This is a genomic window from Nostoc sp. NMS7, assembly GCF_017115085.1.
Classification (GTDB): domain Bacteria; phylum Cyanobacteriota; class Cyanobacteriia; order Cyanobacteriales; family Nostocaceae; genus Nostoc.
The window spans coordinates 26,103-43,954 of sequence record NZ_JABXKJ010000231.1; the positions used below are offsets into that span (position 1 = coordinate 26,103).

The following is a 17,852-nucleotide window of genomic DNA, read 5'->3' on the forward strand; positions in this document are numbered from 1 at the left end:
ACAACAAATTACCTCCGAGAAACAACTGATCTTTGATAACTAAACCTGAACAGAATTTAAAATAGATGTTTTGATTAAATCTTCAACTCCTGCTACTGGAAAAATTTTTGTATTTAGTTTCCCAGCTAATTCCTCAATACTCATATCATCTAAAAACACTAATTCACCATTTTTTAACATGACATTCGGTAGCAAAATCCCATCACCTAAATCTTCACCTTGTAAATTTAAAAGCAAATCATGACCAGTTAATAATCCCGTTACACTGATAGTCTGCCCCCAATAATCACTACATAAAGCACGCATATTGACTTCTAAACCTTCAACCAAATTTAAGCGTTTCAAAATTGGTTGAAATGCTTTTTCTACGGCGTTGCCCACTACCCAAGTCAATTTCCTCTCAGGATAAACTTTTGACGGTAGTAATTCTGCCGCAACGGTAGCAAATTGCTTGATAAATAATTGAATCGAACCAACTCCGTTATCAATTTGGGGATATTCTTCATATTCAGATTCGCTGGGTAATTCCTCACCTGCAATCAAAAACCACTCATCGGCTAACCAAACAACGCTAGAACCGAATTGTTGGCGAAATTGCCGCGAGAGCATTTGCACTTGAGAAATCACTTCTTGGGCTTTTTCTCTAGTTACGGGTGTGAGTTCATCTTCTGGAGGCCGAAACCGTGTCAACCCAACTGGCACAACTGCCACCGATGCCACCGCAGGCACTTCACCAGTATGAAAGGACGCTAAATCTTTGAGTGTTTGTTCCAGATGTTTGCCATCATTTATACTAGGACAAACAACCACTTGAGCATGAATTTGTAGCCGCCTTTCTTGAAACCACTTGAGTTGTTGCAAGATTTGTCCTGCACGCGGATTTTTTAGCAGTCTAATTCTGACTTCGGGTTCGGTGGCGTGAACAGAAACATACAATGGAGACAAGCGCATTTGCTCAATCCGCCCCCATTCTTTTTCTAATAGATTCGTCAGGGTAAGATAAGAGCCGTACAAAAAGCTCAGACGGTAATCGTCGTCTTTTAAATACAAACTGGTGCGCTTACCTGGTGGCTGTTGATCGATAAAGCAAAATGGGCAACGGTTATTGCATTGAATTAAGCCATCAAATAAGGCAGTTTCAAATTCTAGCCCTAAGTCTTGATCGTAATCTTTTTCGATTTCCAGACTATGAGTTTTACCAGCAGCGTCTAAAACTTCTAATTCCAAAACTTCATCAGCACACAAAAACTGATAATCAATTAAATCACGGGGATGTGTACCATTGATTGCAACGATCGCATCCCCGGCTTCAAAGCCAATCTCTGCGGCTATTGAGTCGGGAAGAACCTTGGTAATTCGGGCAGGATGAATTGTAGTCATTGGATATGGGGCATGGGGCATTGGGCATGGGGCATTGGGCATTAGTCATTTGCTTTGGACAAATGACAAATGACTAATGACTAATAACTATTATCCTTTCCAACCTGCTGCGATCGCTAGTAAGATAGAACTACCGAATGCTAATCTATACCAAACAAAAACTAAAGTGTTTTTGGTTTGTAAATACTTGATCAAGAATGCAATTGATAGGTAGGAAAAAATAAAGGTTGAAATAATCCCGACAATTAACAGTCCAACAATGTTATCTGGCAACTGGTGGGCTTGAAACAACTTGAATATTTTCAAACTTTTATACAGCGTCGCAATCGTAAGAGTTGGAAAGCCTAACAAAAATGAGAATTTCGCGGCTGTATCGCGTTCTAATCCTAAAAATAAGGCAGTTGTCAACGTCGAGCCTGAACGAGAAACGCCCGGAATCAAAGCAAGTGTTTGTCCCAATCCTACTAAAATCCCATCCCGAATCTGCAATGACTCAAAACCTCGCTTGCGAGTGCCAATTTTTTCTGCCAAACCTAATACAAGTGCCATGATGATTGACATAATGGCAATAATTAATGCACTCTCCGGTAAAACGTCTTTCAACAGAAAGCCGAAAATTAAAGCAGGCAGTGTTCCTACTACAATACCGACAAGAATTTTCCACTCCTCACGTTTCCAGTCTTTGTCTTTTAGTGCTTCGATTCCACCTTTGACAATACTATAAATTAGTGACCAAAAATACCCCAAAATTGCGATCACACTGCCAAATTGAATTGCATCAACAAAATCTTTAGAACCTAATTCTTTCCAACCAAATATCTTTGTCACAATCAGAAGATGTGCAGTGCTGCTGATTGGCAAAAACTCTGTAATCCCTTGAACAATACCCAAAATAAAAGCTTGGATAAACTCCATATGCAATTAATACCTTTTTCCGGTTCTAGACGTGATTATGAAGATTCTTTAGCTGATGATGTTACTTTATATACTCTTTGCTGCACCCAATCTTGGAGAAAATTCCATTTTACTGATCAATAACATCATTGAAGACGCTGGCCATGTTCTTACACTCATGTCAATAAGTCAACGCAATTTTGGCAATTCATCAAACTTTAATATTTGGCGGACTAATGCCAGTTCACTTTTTAACCGTTAAATTTATGCTTACCTCTCTGTAGTACCCTTTACAAGGCACTACAAAGCTATGGGGTGATTCCATACCCTTTTTGTGATGTTCTGTACTTAGTGCAACTTGAATGGATTAGTCTGTACCACAATGTTTCGTTTGGTTTGCGCCAGCGCTCCCCGAAAATTTCAGTATAATTAAAATACCCCTGGGGGGGATTTGAAAGTGTGATATCTTCAAATAAGATAAAGTTTAGTAACAAATATTAAAAACTTTGATTAATAATACACTGTCCTGCTACACAGCTTCTACCCCTTCTATTGATACCGAGTTTGATTTAGCTGATACTGGGCAGAAGGGTATCAGGCAATTGGAATCTACACTCTCTTCTTCTCCCTCTGTCACTTTATCTATTTCTAAGAGGCAAACTTGGTTAGTGTTTGCGGCGGCGGTGTTTTTGGTAACAGTACCAGTATTTATAGAAGCGCCAATAGTGCGATCGCTACCAAGTCTAAGTTTAGGGCTGACGGCATTTTGGGTGTGGCTAAGTTTTCGCTTAATGTCACGTCCTGCAACTTACGTCTGGGGGGATTTGCTCTTAGGATTTAGCTGGAGTTGGTTAGCCGGAGCGATTTACTGGGGCTGGTTGCGTTGGGAACCTTTATGGCATCTGCCAGTAGAGTTGATCGGTTTACCGTTTGCTTGCTGGTGTTTGGCGAAGAATTGGGGTAAGGTGGGTAACTGGTTTTATTTAGGTTCTTTACTCGGTACAGTTTTAACAGATGTATATTTTTATATAGTAGATTTGATGCCCTATTGGCGGCAAATTATGAGAGTAGATGCAGATGTAGCACCACAAATCTTAAAAAATGCCCTGATCCAAGTACAAACGCCTTGGGGACAAAGTTGGGCGATAATTCTCGCCTTACTGCTCTTAACAATCGGAATTTCCCCTTTAGGTCGAAATCAAAGACACTGGTATGCCTTTAGTGGCGCTGTTTTAAGCACAATTTTGGTAGACAGCCTATTTTTGTTAGCTGCGATCGCCGCCTAAAATATTAAAAAATTGTGTAATATCAAAACCGAAACTTTTTCCAGCCCAGTCTACTGCACATCAAGAATGATTAATTAGTTAAGAAATATTACATAACAGTTCATCACCATCAAGTATTTTTTGATCGGGTTTTTGGTATTATAAATCGCCAGAATCAGCCAATCCGAAAAGGTTTCGTGTAGCTCTTAATCCTACCAGAATCATGGATGCAACGCTATTGCAGGTATGCAGGCACTCTTACCCCGATGAAAATTTTTCGCAAAAGTACAGTCAAACCCAGTAACGGCAAATATTGTGGATATTAATACGCTGTATATTAGTTTTTGATGACTGCTGTGTTGATTAAGCTATCAGGTTTTGTCTTGGAAGTTCTGTACGCCAAAAACCAGCGCACCCTGCGGGTTGCTACAGACTTCTGTGTTTGTCCTTTGTCTTTGGCGCTCTGACTAATGACTAATGACTGCTGACGGCTGTTAGCTTAAAACTTTTATTTCTGTTTGATGGAAAGAGGTAGAAAAATCGTGAAAAGATTAGCGCGTTTATTAACAGTGTTTAGTTTGCTACTTAGTTGCTGGGGATGGTTGGGAACAACTCAGATAGCCCAAGCTGCTAGTTTCAACAGTTTTGCTTTTCCGCAAGTCCCAGTTTTGGCAATTGAGCGGCAGAATCGGGCAGACGCTAAACTAGGAACGGAATTTGGTAAAAAAATTGATTTGAATAATACCAACGTCCGAGCTTTTCAACAGTATCCAGGGCTTTATCCCACCCTGGCTAAGAAAATCATCACAAATGCTCCCTACCAAAAGGTAGAGGATGTATTGGATCTTCCCGGATTGAGCGATGGCCAAAAACAAACCCTGGAAGCCAACTTCGATAAATTCACCGTGACAGAACTAGAGCCTGCCTTCAACGAGGGAGACGATCGCTTTAACAACGGCATCTACAGATAACTGTTGCAGTTACAGCTATTTTCAGGTAAATAGACGACGGGGGTAGGGGCACAGCATTGCTGTGCCCCGACGACAGATGTGGTTCAAATACATGAAAATCTGCTGTAATGTAGCAAATAGCAGCCCACTCCTGATTCTAGGCAGTGGGACACGATTATAAGTTAGGAGTTAGGAGTTATGAGTTGAAAATTCAAAATTCCTAATTTTTCACTCCTAACTTCTTACTCCTATACTTCTCACTCTCCCCTGTGCTTTTACCTTGCCTCAGATAGATATTCCTAGCCAATTTGATGTCTTAGTAGTCGGCGCTGGTGCTGCTGGACTATACACAGCGCTATGTCTGCCAGAATCCTTGCGAGTCGGCTTGATTACCAAAGAAACTGTTGCTTTGTCCGCCAGTGATTGGGCGCAAGGTGGCATTGCCGCAGCTGTTGCCCCAGAAGATTCTCCCACGCTGCACATTGAAGATACGATCCGGGCAGGTGCAGGTTTATGCGATCGCACTGCCGTAGAATTTCTCGCCGAACTTGCCCCTAACTGCATTCAATCGCTAGTTAACTTGGGGGTAGCTTTTGACCGTCATGGCCAAGCTTTGGCTTTAACTTTAGAAGCTGCCCATTCTCGCAACCGCGTTCTCCACGCCGCCGACACCACAGGGAGGGAAGTTATCACCACCCTCACCAACCAAGTATTACGTCGCCCGAATATTCAAGTCATTCAGCAAGCTTTGGCTTTGAGTTTGTGGATTGAACCGGAAAGCAATCGCTGTCAGGGAATTAGCCTATTTTATCAAGGTAAAATCACCTGGGTAAAAGCTGGTGCTGTGGTATTGGCAACCGGCGGCGGTGGTCAGGTATTTGCCCAAACTACTAACCCGGCTGTGAGTACGGGTGATGGGGTTGCGATCGCAGCTCGTATCGGCGCTATCCTCCGCGATTTGGAATTTGTGCAATTTCACCCTACTGCCTTGACTAAACCTGGTGCCGATCGCTTTCTGATTAGCGAAGCTGTACGTGGCGAGGGGGCACACCTTGTCGATAATGAAGGGCGGCGTTTTGCCTTTGACTACCACCCGGCAGGTGAACTAGCACCCAGAGATGTGGTCAGTAGAGCAATTTTCAGCCATTTACAACGTACCGCCGTTGATCTGGCGACTGCCCATGTGTGGTTGGATATGCGCCCCATCCCCGCCGACAAGATTCGTCACCGCTTTCCTAACATCATCAAAGTTTGTCAGCATTGGGGCGTTGATGTCTTCCATGAACCAATTCCTGTGGCGCCGGCTGCCCATTACTGGATGGGTGGAATTGTCGCCGATCTGATGAATCGCACCAATATCAAGAGTTTGTACGCGGTGGGTGAAACCGCTAGTACCGGCGTGCATGGGGCAAATCGCCTTGCCAGTAATTCCCTGCTGGAATGTATTGTCTTTGGGGCGCAGATGGCTAATATTGAGTTGGAAAATATTGGGCTGCCGTCAGAAACACCAGTGCTGCCATTACGCAAATTTAGTGCTGATGGTAGTCAGTGGCAAATCCAGCAAGCACAGCTAGAAGCACTCAGGGAGAAGTTACCGCGTCTAGTGTGGGAAAATGCTGGTATTTGTCGGGAGCAATCAAAGTTGGAAACTGCGATCGCTACTATTGAATCTTGGCAACAAGATTTCGCCCGATTGCCTTTAAGTCAATTCTTGCTTGCTTTACGTCCCGCAGAACCAGCTACTTTTGACCTACCAAATGTTGAACGGCAATTGGGACTTTGGGCAGAAACCCGCAATTTATTAGATGTGGCTGATTTAATTCTCAAAAGTGCTGCTTTTAGAACCGAAAGCCGAGGCGGACACTACCGTTTAGATTATCCTCAACCAGACCCAAATTGGCAAGTCCACACACTTGTACAAACAGATCATTGGTGGAAATCTCCACTATTACTATTGCCTTGATTGAAGTTTGCCGAACAGCTAATTAGCGTGTGCCGCTACCATGCTGACTGTCGGGGCCACCATAATTTGGTGCGATATATATCTCTTTTAAATTTTGAGAATTGACTTTGCCGGTGATTAAGATATTACTCTTAGTAGCGCTAAAAGCATTAGCACTTGCAATACTCAACATACCTGGGCAAGCGGCAATTTCTGATATTAGTATGTAAGCACCTATACAGAATATCATAAACTTTGTGATTTGGAACTTAGTTTTCATAGCTTTCAGTAAATTTACTAGTGTTTTATTGAGAAGTGTAGTTTTTATTTCACAACGTATATTTACTGGCTTTTTTGGCAAAGAAATTTCAACTTTATTAAACCTTTGCTGGTAGTCTACAAGTAATAGTGGTGTGTACTTGTAGATCAACGTTAATCTGCTAGTAATAAACAATCTTTATGCTTAAGTATCATTATTAATATCCTACTTTTACATCAGTCTAAAGTTAGATATGCTGATAAGTTACTGTAAGCATTGTGCCTAAGTTACTATTTCTTACTACTATCTTATAATCTCTGAAGGCTCGTAAGTAAAAACACTATATTTAGTGAATAATCAGGCTGAGAAAAATATCAAATAATACTTATTTTCTGAGCTAGTTAAGATTTAATTACAGTAAAGATACATAAGATAAAGCAACGAAATTGCGAGATTATAAGGATTTTACAAACTATGGAACTATGAAATACCGTAATTAGAGTAGTAAGTACAAGTAGATTTTTTTAAAGTAAAAATACTTAGTAAATTAAGTTAGTTTTCTCATTACCTCTGATGACTATAGCGTTTCTCAGTTGAGTGCAATACAGACCTAACAAGAACAGCCCCTCTCCAAACCTCTCCCGGCTTTGAAACCCAGTTTTGATTTTTCTCTGCTTGTATGAAACCACCCTGCTTTTTAAGGGGGATTAATAAGTGCCTATGTACCTTAACCGAACCGTATTGTGCTAACTCTCCATCTTGCCTAAAAAGCCACCTCATTCCTAATTTGAAGGTAAAAATATTGGCTAAAGTGAAAACAATTTGGAGGCTTGACTCTTGTCTAATTAAGCAAACTCGTAGCGATTTTTACCCAGGCGCTTGGCACGGTACATTGCTGCATCTGCTTGTTCCATCAAAGTTTCACTGTCTTGACTGTTGTCTGGGTAGATACTAATGCCAATACTGGCAGAGACTTGGATTGTATCGCCGTCCAAAAGAATTGGCTTGTTAATGCTGCTTAAAATTTTTTTGGCGACTTTAGCAGCTGTTTGAACATTAGGAATTGCCCGTAAAATCACAGTAAATTCATCGCCACCCAAACGAGAAACTGTATCACTAGCGCGTAAAGAGTTGCTGAGTCGTTCAGCGATAGTGATTAGCAAGCGATCGCCCATCTCGTGCCCTAGAGTATCATTAATCTGCTTAAAGCCATCTAGATCAATAAACAGCAGTCCCAGCAACAAGTTGTACTGTTGTGCCCAATGTAACGATTCGTAAAGTTGTTCGGCAAAAAATTTACGATTGGATAAACCTGTTAGGGGATCGTGATATGCCAAATAACGCAAGTGGTCTTGTTTAAGTTTTAATTCATTGTTAGAGCGGAATAGTTCATCAGCAGTACGCTTGAGATGTTGCTCATTGAGCTTGCGCTGAGTAATATCTCGGATGACCCCAACTAAAAACAAATTGCCAGCTGCGTCTTTGTGGAGCGATCGCTTAGTGGCAATTTGATAAGTCTGACCATCGGCATTTGTAAATTCTTCTTCGTGTTCCTGGGGTTGCTGAGTCCGAAAAACAACCTCATCCTGTTGTCGAAACACATCAGCTTCATCTTTAGAGAAAAAGTCATAGTCTGACTTTTCAATTAATAACTCATTTGGATAACCAATAAATTCACAATACGCCTGATTTAAAACAATCCATTGGTGTTGTTGATTTTTCACAAAAATTGGATCAGGAATCGTATTGATTACATCATGCAAAAATTCTTTGGAACGTTTCGACTCTTGCTGGCTATGGGCAATATGACTGGTGATCAAAATAGCTGAACTGCCAAAGCTAACCAGTGAGGGAATGAGCGGTATCCACCAACCAGACAAGAAAGCAAGGTACGCACTCAGGGTTAATCCAAAACAAGAAACTAGGATACTGAGCAGGCTTATAATTGTGTATCGTATCCGCCATGTGGTCACAGCTCCCAGATAAGACCAGATAAAAATCCACAAGTATTCCACTAAGTCAGGCCAGACTTTGAGTAATGATCGTCCTTGCAGAGCAGCAGAGATTAATTCACTAATAAAATAAGCTTGCAGTTGAATACCAGGTACAGGCTTTGCCGTACCCATTAGACTGCTGGAATAAGGAATGAATACAAAATCTTGAAGACTGGGTGCAGTGGAGCCAATGAGTATAATCCGATCTTTGATTAAGTTTTCTTTGACTTTATTAGCCAGTACATCTTTCATCGATACCTGGCTAAAATGACAAAATTCTCCAGATGAACTTTGACATTTGGGTTTGGGAAAATTGGTCAAAATTTGGTAGCCTCCAGCATCAGCTCTGACATAAGCACCATCATTAGCCTCAAAACGAGTAAATGCTGCCTTACCTAATTGCAAATACTCAGGGTTACTTTTTGCTTTGGTGGGAGTAATATCTTCTGACTTTAAATACAATAAACTCAATTTCAGGGCAAAACTTTCGTGTACCTGATTATCAACGTGCCAATACAACAAACTGCGACGTACTTTACCATCAAGATCATATAGCACGTTGTTAAAGCCTACTTGATCCTGATTCAGTCCCAGTGGAGGCGAAACATTAAAATTTTTATTTTTGTCCTTTGCTAGGAGTTCAATACCAATCAAGTTGGGCATTGACTTATAAGCATTAGGCAGTTGTTGATTCCCAGGCTTTCCTGGCAAATCTCTGTAGATATCTAAGCCAATAGCACGGGGTTTGTGGACGTTTAATTTTTGCAACAACTGGGCAATGTTCGTATCTGGAATCGGCCACGAACCGACTGCGTTTATAGAGGTTTCATCAATCGCTACGATCGTAATCCGCTGTTCTGGTGATTCATCTGGACGTAAACGAAAAAATTGATCCAAAGCTGCCAATTCCAAAGATTGCAATAATCCGGTGAAGTGCAAAAGCACGACGCAGACTGCCACCAGCGTTGCAGTCATGAATTCTCTGTGTCCTCGACTAAGCGATTGCAATCTCAAGATTAACTTCACAAAACGCTTGCCTAGCTGCTGATTCATTCTCTATTTCCTATAGCTATTAACTATCAGGCTAAAATAGCTCAAGCCGGAGCTAAATAGAGTTTTTAAGAGTTCTTTCCACTCGGCAAGATTCTTCAAGGCATCGTGGTATTTGTGATCTATTATCATATATATATTGAGGCCAAATATATTTAATTAATTTCCTGACCCTTGAGATATTTGCAGATAAAAGCTAGCTGTAGGAAAATTGGTAATTGCATATTTTGCAATACCTATTATCTATTGCAAAAAACAAAAAAGCCAACTGGAAACAGACTTAGCTGTATTCATCCAGTTGGCTGGGGGTAGCTCGGTGTAGGCTGACCAATTCATTGAAAACCGACACTGAGGCTGACTCAAGTCAATTACTTGAAATACTTGAAGTTACGAGAGCCTGTGTAACCAGAAATTTTCGCTAGTTCCTCTAAGCTTTGGACTCCGCTATAGCTTTTACCATTGATGATCCAAGTGGGGAAGCCTTCAATTTTTGCGGCTTTACACAGTTCTGGTTGAGCTTTGAGTCCATCAGCAGCGCACTCTACCTTAATATCATTGTTGATTATTTCCTCAGCTTCTTTACCAAAAAGCAGCTTTTGTTCATGGCAGTGAGGACACCAGTAAGCAGTGTATTCTTTCGCGCCTACCTTCGCCAGCTGGCGTGCTAAGGCTATTTCTGCCTCACCAGAAGTAGTGGTAACTTCCCAACCGAAGGCTGGGTTAGGGTTTTCCTTGGGAGTAAAGGAAATGTTCACGGGTTGTCCAGGAGTTCCACCAGCTGTAACATCTGATTTATTCACGCCAGCATAGATGCCTAAAGTAGCAATCAGCGTCACCATCCCCACAATAATGGCGGTAAAGAAGATTTGGCCAATATCTTCCCAAGTTCGACCGATAATCGTCAGTACCAAAAGACTGAGGGAGAATAAAGCTGAACCGATACAGTAAGGACAAATAGCTTTAATTTGAGATGCCAGCACGTACATTAAGTAGCCGCTAAAGACAGACATAGCGATCGCACCGCCCAGCAGCAGCAACCACGTCCAATTTTCCAATTGTTTGCGGCGATTGTTTTCGACTGAGTTGAATACCAAGGGAGCCAAAGCAAATATCACCATACTGGTGTATGCCAAAAACCCAAACAAAGCCAATGGCTCGCCAAAAACTGTTGCCCAAGGACTGGAAAGGACATCATTACAGCCCTTGACACCATCCTGTGCCACACAAGCTGCACTGCCTCCTGTTAACTTTTCTATAGTGAGATAAGCTGTTGTCAGGGCACCACATCCAGCGATCGCGGCAATCAATGGACGTGACCATTTATGAATCCAAGGAGTAGAACGGCGGCGAATCATAAATATTTATTAGGGAATGGGCATTGGGCATTGGGCATTGGGCATTGGGCATTGAGTATTAGGTATTGGGTATTGGGCATTGAGTATTAGGTATTAAGTATTGGTTATTTCTTCCCATGCCCCATGCCCCATGCCCCATTTAAGAATGTAACTTCACTTGTTCTGCTGATTTGCTTTCACCTTTGGAGTTCCAATTGCGACGCGCGGCTTCCACAAATTGACTGACGCGAATTGGGTCAATTGGTTGCTCTATGCGTCCGTGACGTTTCAGGGAACTGGAAACTATTACACCATCTGCTGCCTGCATCAATGTATCAATATTTTCCCAATTAGCCCCACTACCGATGAAGACTGGTGTGCCATTTGCTGCACCACAAGCTAGTTCTAAATCTTCTAAGTTAGGAGGGCTACCAGTAGCCCAACCAGACAAAATAACTCCGTCTGCTAAACCCCTTTCAATGGTGTCTTTGACGGCCACTGTGAGATTTGGAGAACTCAAAGGACGGGCGTGCTTCACTAACACATCGGCGAGGATTTTAACATCGCAGCCTAACTCCCGACGATAGCGGAGTAATTGATGGGCTTCTCCCTCAATTAATCCTTGATCGGTTGCCATTACCCCTGTGAGAACGTTGACGCGGATAAATTGTGCCTGTACACAGTTAGCGATCGCCATTGCACTTTTGGCATCATTTCGCAAAACATTTAAGCCTATAGGCAAAGTAACCAAATTCTGTATCCTCTGCACCACAATGGTCATAGCACTCACAACCACTGGATCAACTTGGTTTTTAGTAAAGGGCGCGTCGAAAAAATTCTCTACAATCAGACCATCAACCCCTCCACTTGCCAGGGCTGCGGCTTCTTGTTCGGCACGGTCAATCACCGCTTTTAGGCTACCTCCCCAACGTGGTGAGGTAGGCAGTGGTAGCAGGTGAACCACGCCAATAATTGGTGAGCGAATTTTAAATATTTGATATAAGTCCACGTCTTTAATCCGCCTCGCGGAGTCCAGAGTCCAGAATTTTTTGACTATTGAACGCCAGTTCAATGCCACTCCCCTGAATGTCGGGAACCTCCAAACGGGGGTGGCTCTTCAACGGGGGAAACCCCGCACGTGACTGGCTCCTCTTGACCCTTGACTCTTGACTTTTCATTAAATAGTCAAATGTGTTTTGTGATAGTCGGTTTACTAGCTTCTTCCTCAGATAGAAATTGGCGTGAAACCTCCCATAAGATATGTTAAGATAAAACTTGGCTACAAGAGGAGTTCTTGCCACTCACTAGACGCAAGGCAGCTTTCCGTGGTTTAGGCGTCAGGTCCGCGCACAGTCGTAGGACTTGCCAATCGCCAGGGTAGCATTACTGCTTTATAGGCGTAGTCGCTTTCGTCGATTTCCCTGAGGGTAGCGACTTCTCACAACAAGCCCTTTGGGCGGCTTCCCGATGGGTAGGTTAACAACGCACACGCTGCGGTAATGTAAAATACCAATAGGCGAACTGTTAAAAAACATTACAAGTGTCAAATGTACCCAAAGACACTTCAATTTACCCTGGGGAACAGATTGATAAAAATATCATAACATGACCTCTATTTTTATTATTGATAGGGTCATAAATCCACTGACAGTTGGTGACAGTGGGAATTTGCCACTGTACTGTTTTCATGAGGATGCTGATAGCAAAAAAGCAAAGTTAGCGCCGGAATTTTTGACTAGAAGAAAAAAAATGAAGATATTTTTAAAATATGGGTGACAAGCCAACAATTGCCATTTCTCACCTGGGCTGCGAGAAAAATCGAATTGATACAGAACACATGCTCGGAATGCTCGTAGAAGCAGGCTACGGTGTAGATACAAACGAAGAGTTAGCAGATTACGTTATTGTTAATACATGTAGTTTTATTGAAGCAGCGAGACTTGAATCTGTCAGAACTTTGGTAGAACTGGCAGAGGCAAACAAAAAAATCGTCATCACTGGCTGTATGGCGCAACACTTCCAAGAACAACTTTTGGAGGAGTTGCCCGAAGCAGTAGCCGTAGTGGGGACTGGGGATTATCACAAAATTGTAAATGTAATTGAGCGTGTAGAACAAGGTGAGCGGGTCAAAGAGGTTAGTATTGAGCCAACCTACATTGCCGACGAAACTACACCGCGCTATCGCACTACAACCGAGGGCGTAGCTTACCTGCGGGTTGCCGAAGGTTGTGATTATCGTTGTGCATTTTGTATAATTCCTCATCTTCGAGGGAACCAGCGATCGCGTACTATTGAATCTATAGTCGCCGAAGCGGAGCAGTTAGTTAGTCAAGGGGTAAAGGAAATTATTCTCATTTCCCAAATCACCACTAATTACGGTCTAGATATTTACGGTCAGCCAAAATTAGCCGAATTACTTCGCGCTTTGGGGAAAGTAGATATACCGTGGATCAGAATGCATTACGCTTATCCCACGGGACTGACCCCAGATGTGATCGCGGCGATTCAAGAAACACCCAATGTCTTGCCTTACCTGGATTTGCCCTTGCAACATTCTCATCCAGAGATCCTCCGCGCTATGAATCGTCCTTGGCAAGGACGCGTAAATGATGGGATTATAGATCGCATCAAAACGGCGCTACCAACAGCCGTATTGCGGACAACATTTATTGTTGGTTTCCCAGGAGAAACAAGCGAGCATTTTGAGCATCTACTAGAGTTTGTTCAACGGCATGAATTCGATCATGTTGGTGTCTTCACCTTTTCCTCTGAGGAAGGAACCCCAGCTTACAAGTTACCAAATCAGTTGCCGGAATTGGTGATGGACGAGCGCCGATACCAACTTATGGAAATCCAGCAACCGATTTCCCAAAAGAAAAATCAACAGGAAGTAGGCAAAATCGTTGATGTCCTGATTGAGCAAGAAAATCCTGAAAGTGGTGAATTAATCGGTCGTTCAGGTAGATTTTCCCCAGAGGTTGATGGCCTGGTGTATGTCAAAGGTCAGGCAAAGTTAGGAACCATCGTACCAATAGCGATTCACCACGCTGATACATACGACCTCTATGGTCAAGTAGTCAATAACTAAATTGTCATTTGTCCTTTGTCTTTTGTTAAATGACCCTTACAGATTGACCCTTATCCTGAGGTCAAGGCTGCAATGGCAGTTTTCATGAGGGTTTACCTGAAACGCTGGCGGACTCATTGGCATAGCCTCTCCAATAGTTGAGGCTGCGCCACCGCCCTTGGCTCACTAATAGCCAATGACTAATGACTAATGACTAATCCAAAAATCCTTACAAAAAATTTAGGAGAATTAATGACTCTTTCATTTCAAGAATTAGGCATTTCCCAAGAACGTGTCGAACAACTAGAAAAAATCGGTTTTACTGAACCGACTAACATTCAAGTGCAAGCAATTCCCCAATTGCTAGCAGGTCGTGATGTGGTAGGTCAATCTCAAACTGGAACAGGCAAAACCGCAGCATTTTCACTGCCAATTTTAGAGCGGCTAGATATTAATCAAAAAGCCGTACAAGCCATAGTTTTAACACCAACTCGTGAATTAGCAATGCAAGTTCACGATGCGATCGCTCAGTTCATCGGCGATGAAGGATTGCGGGTGTTAGCAATCTACGGTGGTCAATCAATTGACCGCCAAATGTTACAACTCAGACGCGGCGTTCACATGGTAGTGGGCACCCCAGGACGGGTGATCGATTTGCTAGATCGCGGCTGTTTAAAGCTCGATCAAGTGAAGTGGTTTGTGTTAGATGAAGCTGATGAAATGTTGAGCATGGGCTTTATTGATGATGTGGTGAAAATCCTCTCTCAAGCGCCCGTAGATCGGCAAACAGCTTTATTCTCAGCCACAATGCCACCATCGATTCGGATGTTGGTGAATAAGTTCTTGCGATCGCCTGCAACTGTCACCGTTGAGCAGCCAAAAGCCTCTCCCAACAAGATTAATCAGGTAGCTTACTTGATCCCCCGCCACTGGACAAAAGCCAAAGCTTTACAGCCGATTCTGGAAATGGAAGATCCAGAAACAGCTTTAATCTTTGTCCGCACCAGACGCACAGCCGCAGAACTCACCAGTCAGTTACAATCTGCTGGTCATAGTGTCGATGAATATCACGGTGACTTGTCCCAACAAGCGCGGGAACGCTTATTACTCAGATTCCGTAACCGTCAAGTCCGTTGGGTGGTAGCAACTGATATTGCTGCACGAGGGTTAGATGTCGATCAACTCTCCCATGTGATCAACTACGACTTACCCGATAGTGCAGAAACCTACGTCCATCGAATTGGTCGTACTGGTCGTGCTGGTAAAGAAGGAACAGCAATTTCTTTAGTACAGCCATTTGAACGTCGCAAGCAGCAAACATTTGAACGTCATAACCGCCAAAATTGGCAAGTGTTGACGATTCCCACACGCGCCCAGATTGAAGCAAAACACATTCTGAAATTGCAAGAACTGGTGCGAGAAGCTTTGACAGGTGAGCGTTTGGCTTCATTCTTGCCGATTGTTAGCGAGCTAATTGAAGAATACGATGCTCAGGCGATCGCCGCAGCAGCACTACAAATCGCTTACGATCAAACTCGTCCCGCTTGGTTGAACTCAGACGTGGAAATTCCCCAAGAGGAATCTTCCGCTCCTAAACCAAGAGTGGGCAAACGTCGTGAATCTTCCAGCGATCGCCCTCGTTCTGCGTGGAAATCAGATAGCAGCAATGGAGATGAAGAAAGACATGCTTCTCCCAAGCCCAAACTGCGGACAAGTGGCCGTGAGTCTTCTGCATCGCCTAGTAAAAAGCTAGGTTCACCTACAGCTAGGGAATCAGCTTCTTAGTCAACAGTTAATCAATTTTGGATTTTAGACTTTCCTGCGGAACGCTACGCGAACGGCGTGACACTTGGACTTCTCTACGAGACGCTACCGCGAACGCTCAGTGCAAAGACGCTCAGTTGAACGCTTTTTTCTTCAATCCAAAATCCAAATCTCAAATTGGCAGAGTTAAGAGTTAAGAGTCAAGAGTTAAGATTTTGACTTTAGACTCTTGACTTTTTGGCTTTTTGGATCACTTTTTATCTCAGTTTATAGGAAGATAAAAGAGAATTCAGAATTCAGAATACTCTATCCATAAAGTCATAGAATTTTAATAACGAAAAATATTTAATACTAATTTCGCCCACCAGGAGCGTTAGCGTCGCGGGACGAAGCAGGGTTTTAAACCAATTCTCTTACAGGACAACAACAAACTGACACTACTAGACTTACTACCAGATTGGGAGCTAATAGTGTCAGAAATCTGTCCTCCTGTGTTTGAGTAGTTAAAAAATACTACAGCCAGGGACGACTAACTTGTTCTAATTCTCCAATTTCATCATCGCTCAATCTCCAGCCCAAAGCACCAGCATTCTGCCGCACCTGTTCGGCTGTCTTCACCCCAGCAATAGGAATAACGTTACCCTGAGCAATTAACCAGTTGAGAGCAACTTGAGCAGGAGTGCGATCGTATTTTTCCCCGAAGTTGTGTAGTAAAGAGATAACTGGGGCAATTTTTTGCAGACCTTCTTTCTTAAATCGTGAGTCTATTTTCCTCGCACCACTGGGGGTTTGGGCACCATTAATACTGTACTTGCCAGTGAGTAATCCTTGTGCTAAAGGACTATAAGCCAAGATAGTCACACCCAAATCACGGGCAGTTGTGATAATACCTTGACTTTCAACTTGGCGACTGAGTAAAGAATAGCGTACTTGATTCACAGCTAAAGGCACTCCACGGGTTGCCAATATTTGATGCACGTCTCGCATTTGCTCTGCTGAGTAATTACTCACACCGACTGCGGCAATTCTGCCCCGCTTCACTTCATCTGCTAGGGCATTCATTAAGGTTTTTTGACTTAAAAAGAAGGCAAAAGGCCAATGGACTTGGTACAGGGCAATTCGCTCTAATTGTAAGCGTTTGAGGCTGTTTGTTAAAGCATCAGAGACGGATTGGGCTGTAAATCGCCACGGTAGGGGGCCAAATTTTGTAGCGATTTGCACAGGTTGTTGTGTCTGTTGCAGAAATTGCCCCAAAAATTTCTCGCTCTTTCCCGTTCCGTAGACTTCCGCAGTGTCAAAGAAGGTAACACCAGCTTCTAAAGCTGCTGTGAAGGCTTCTTGTAACTGTTCTGGGCCATAGCGATCGCCATAATTCCAAAATAGTTTATCACCCCAAGCCCAAGTACCGATACACAAAGGTGTAACTGCTGGGCCATTTTGCCCCAATGTGATGGTTTCCACGGTTGCAAAATTTAATTTATATTTCTTTACTTTTATAGTCTATCGAAATGGTTGATGCAATATCTTCACAGTGCCGCATCTACGCCCGTCGTAGACATCGCTACTACTTGGCCATACACTCTCACCTCTCTCCTAAAAGAAGAGAGGCTTTGAATCTTACTTCCCTTCCCTACAAGGGAAGGGCTGTTCTTGTTAGGTCTCTATTGGACCCAACCGAGAAACGCTATATGATAGTTGAGTGTATTTACTTGTATTTACGAATTAGATGATTTATCCTGCTTGGCTTTTTTGATTAATTCCATGTAGATATTAATCTCACTAATTTCTATATCATGCTCAACTCTGGTTACTTTCCATTTCTCCTTTTTTAGGTAAACTTCCTCTCCGACTCTGGGAGTAAATTGAAGATCATAGAACTTTTTGAGAAAATCTTTTTGATTTTCTTCCCATAAGATTACTTTGACTGGTTCTTTACTCATTGCTTATGCCTTT

13 protein-coding genes are annotated in these 17,852 nt (G+C 42.8%); 5 read left to right on the forward strand and 8 right to left on the reverse strand.

Annotated elements, in window-relative coordinates; all coding sequences use genetic code 11:
• Positions 1-39 precede the first annotated feature (39 nt).
• Positions 40-1,380: a TIGR03279 family radical SAM protein gene (locus HWQ38_RS29190; protein ID WP_292801128.1), complete on the reverse strand. Its 1,341-nt coding sequence runs from the start codon at positions 1,378-1,380 to the stop codon at positions 40-42.
• 90 nt (positions 1,381-1,470) lie between these two features.
• Entirely contained in the window at positions 1,471-2,295 is an 825-nt protein-coding gene (locus tag HWQ38_RS29195) for an undecaprenyl-diphosphate phosphatase (RefSeq protein WP_292800862.1), read from the reverse strand.
• Between the two features lie 485 nt (positions 2,296-2,780).
• On the opposite strand from HWQ38_RS29195, the gene HWQ38_RS29200 reads away from it, so the two are divergent.
• The 3 genes from HWQ38_RS29200 to nadB all read left to right on the forward strand — a co-directional run bounded on the left by HWQ38_RS29200 (position 2,781) and on the right by nadB (position 6,452).
• Complete coding sequence (locus tag HWQ38_RS29200; RefSeq protein WP_292800863.1) at positions 2,781-3,560, forward strand: DUF3120 domain-containing protein; 780 nt, start codon at positions 2,781-2,783, stop codon at positions 3,558-3,560.
• A 521-nt stretch (positions 3,561-4,081) separates the two neighbouring features.
• A complete protein-coding gene (gene psbU / locus HWQ38_RS29205; protein ID WP_292800865.1) occupies positions 4,082-4,510 on the forward strand; it encodes a photosystem II complex extrinsic protein PsbU in 429 nt (142 codons plus the stop codon).
• Positions 4,511-4,769: 259 nt separating this feature from the next.
• Positions 4,770-6,452: an L-aspartate oxidase gene (gene nadB / locus HWQ38_RS29210; protein ID WP_292800867.1), complete on the forward strand. Its 1,683-nt coding sequence runs from the start codon at positions 4,770-4,772 to the stop codon at positions 6,450-6,452.
• A 22-nt stretch (positions 6,453-6,474) separates the two neighbouring features.
• Here the strand turns inward: nadB and HWQ38_RS29215 are convergent, their stop codons facing one another.
• From HWQ38_RS29215 to btpA, 4 genes are all read right to left on the reverse strand, one after another.
• Positions 6,475-6,711, reverse strand: a complete 237-nt coding sequence (locus HWQ38_RS29215) for a hypothetical protein (RefSeq protein ID WP_292800869.1) — start codon at positions 6,709-6,711, stop codon at positions 6,475-6,477.
• Positions 6,712-7,535: 824 nt separating this feature from the next.
• Positions 7,536-9,737 carry a CHASE2 domain-containing protein gene (locus HWQ38_RS29220; RefSeq protein WP_292800871.1) on the reverse strand — a complete coding sequence of 734 codons (2,202 nt, stop codon included), beginning with the start codon at positions 9,735-9,737 and terminating at the stop codon, positions 7,536-7,538.
• Between the two features lie 365 nt (positions 9,738-10,102).
• Positions 10,103-11,089: a vitamin K epoxide reductase family protein gene (locus HWQ38_RS29225; RefSeq protein WP_292800873.1), complete on the reverse strand. Its 987-nt coding sequence runs from the start codon at positions 11,087-11,089 to the stop codon at positions 10,103-10,105.
• Between the two features lie 139 nt (positions 11,090-11,228).
• Entirely contained in the window at positions 11,229-12,077 is an 849-nt protein-coding gene (gene btpA / locus HWQ38_RS29230; RefSeq protein WP_292801130.1) for a photosystem I biogenesis protein BtpA, read from the reverse strand.
• A gap of 759 nt (positions 12,078-12,836) precedes the next feature.
• Between btpA and rimO the strand changes: the two genes are divergently transcribed.
• On the forward strand, positions 12,837-14,156 hold the full coding sequence (gene rimO / locus HWQ38_RS29235) for a 30S ribosomal protein S12 methylthiotransferase RimO (protein WP_292800875.1): 1,320 nt from the start codon (positions 12,837-12,839) through the stop codon (positions 14,154-14,156).
• A 231-nt stretch (positions 14,157-14,387) separates the two neighbouring features.
• Positions 14,388-15,920 (forward strand): DEAD/DEAH box helicase, encoded by a 1,533-nt coding sequence (locus tag HWQ38_RS29240; RefSeq protein ID WP_292801132.1) that lies wholly within the window; start codon positions 14,388-14,390, stop codon positions 15,918-15,920.
• 492 nt (positions 15,921-16,412) lie between these two features.
• On the opposite strand, the gene HWQ38_RS29245 is transcribed toward HWQ38_RS29240, so the two are convergent.
• On the reverse strand, positions 16,413-17,360 hold the full coding sequence (locus tag HWQ38_RS29245; RefSeq protein WP_292800876.1) for an aldo/keto reductase: 948 nt from the start codon (positions 17,358-17,360) through the stop codon (positions 16,413-16,415).
• Between the two features lie 254 nt (positions 17,361-17,614).
• The gene (locus HWQ38_RS29250; RefSeq protein WP_292800878.1) at positions 17,615-17,839 is read right to left on the reverse strand and encodes a hypothetical protein; all 225 of its coding nucleotides are present in this window, start codon (positions 17,837-17,839) and stop codon (positions 17,615-17,617) included.
• Between the last annotated feature and the right edge of the window lie 13 nt (positions 17,840-17,852).

What these genes read in the sequence shown, in the direction of transcription:
- HWQ38_RS29215 (WP_292800869.1), bottom strand. Translation starts at nt 6,711, where the DNA reads ATGAAAACTAAGTTCCAAATCACAAAGTTTATGATATTCTGTATAGGT.
- HWQ38_RS29240 (WP_292801132.1), top strand. Translation starts at nt 14,388, where the DNA reads ATGACTCTTTCATTTCAAGAATTAGGCATTTCCCAAGAACGTGTCGAA.
- HWQ38_RS29220 (WP_292800871.1), bottom strand. Translation starts at nt 9,737, where the DNA reads ATGAATCAGCAGCTAGGCAAGCGTTTTGTGAAGTTAATCTTGAGATTG.
- HWQ38_RS29225 (WP_292800873.1), bottom strand. Translation starts at nt 11,089, where the DNA reads ATGATTCGCCGCCGTTCTACTCCTTGGATTCATAAATGGTCACGTCCA.
- HWQ38_RS29250 (WP_292800878.1), bottom strand. Translation starts at nt 17,839, where the DNA reads ATGAGTAAAGAACCAGTCAAAGTAATCTTATGGGAAGAAAATCAAAAA.
- HWQ38_RS29190 (WP_292801128.1), bottom strand. Translation starts at nt 1,380, where the DNA reads ATGACTACAATTCATCCTGCCCGAATTACCAAGGTTCTTCCCGACTCA.
- HWQ38_RS29195 (WP_292800862.1), bottom strand. Translation starts at nt 2,295, where the DNA reads ATGGAGTTTATCCAAGCTTTTATTTTGGGTATTGTTCAAGGGATTACA.
- rimO (WP_292800875.1), top strand. Translation starts at nt 12,837, where the DNA reads ATGGGTGACAAGCCAACAATTGCCATTTCTCACCTGGGCTGCGAGAAA.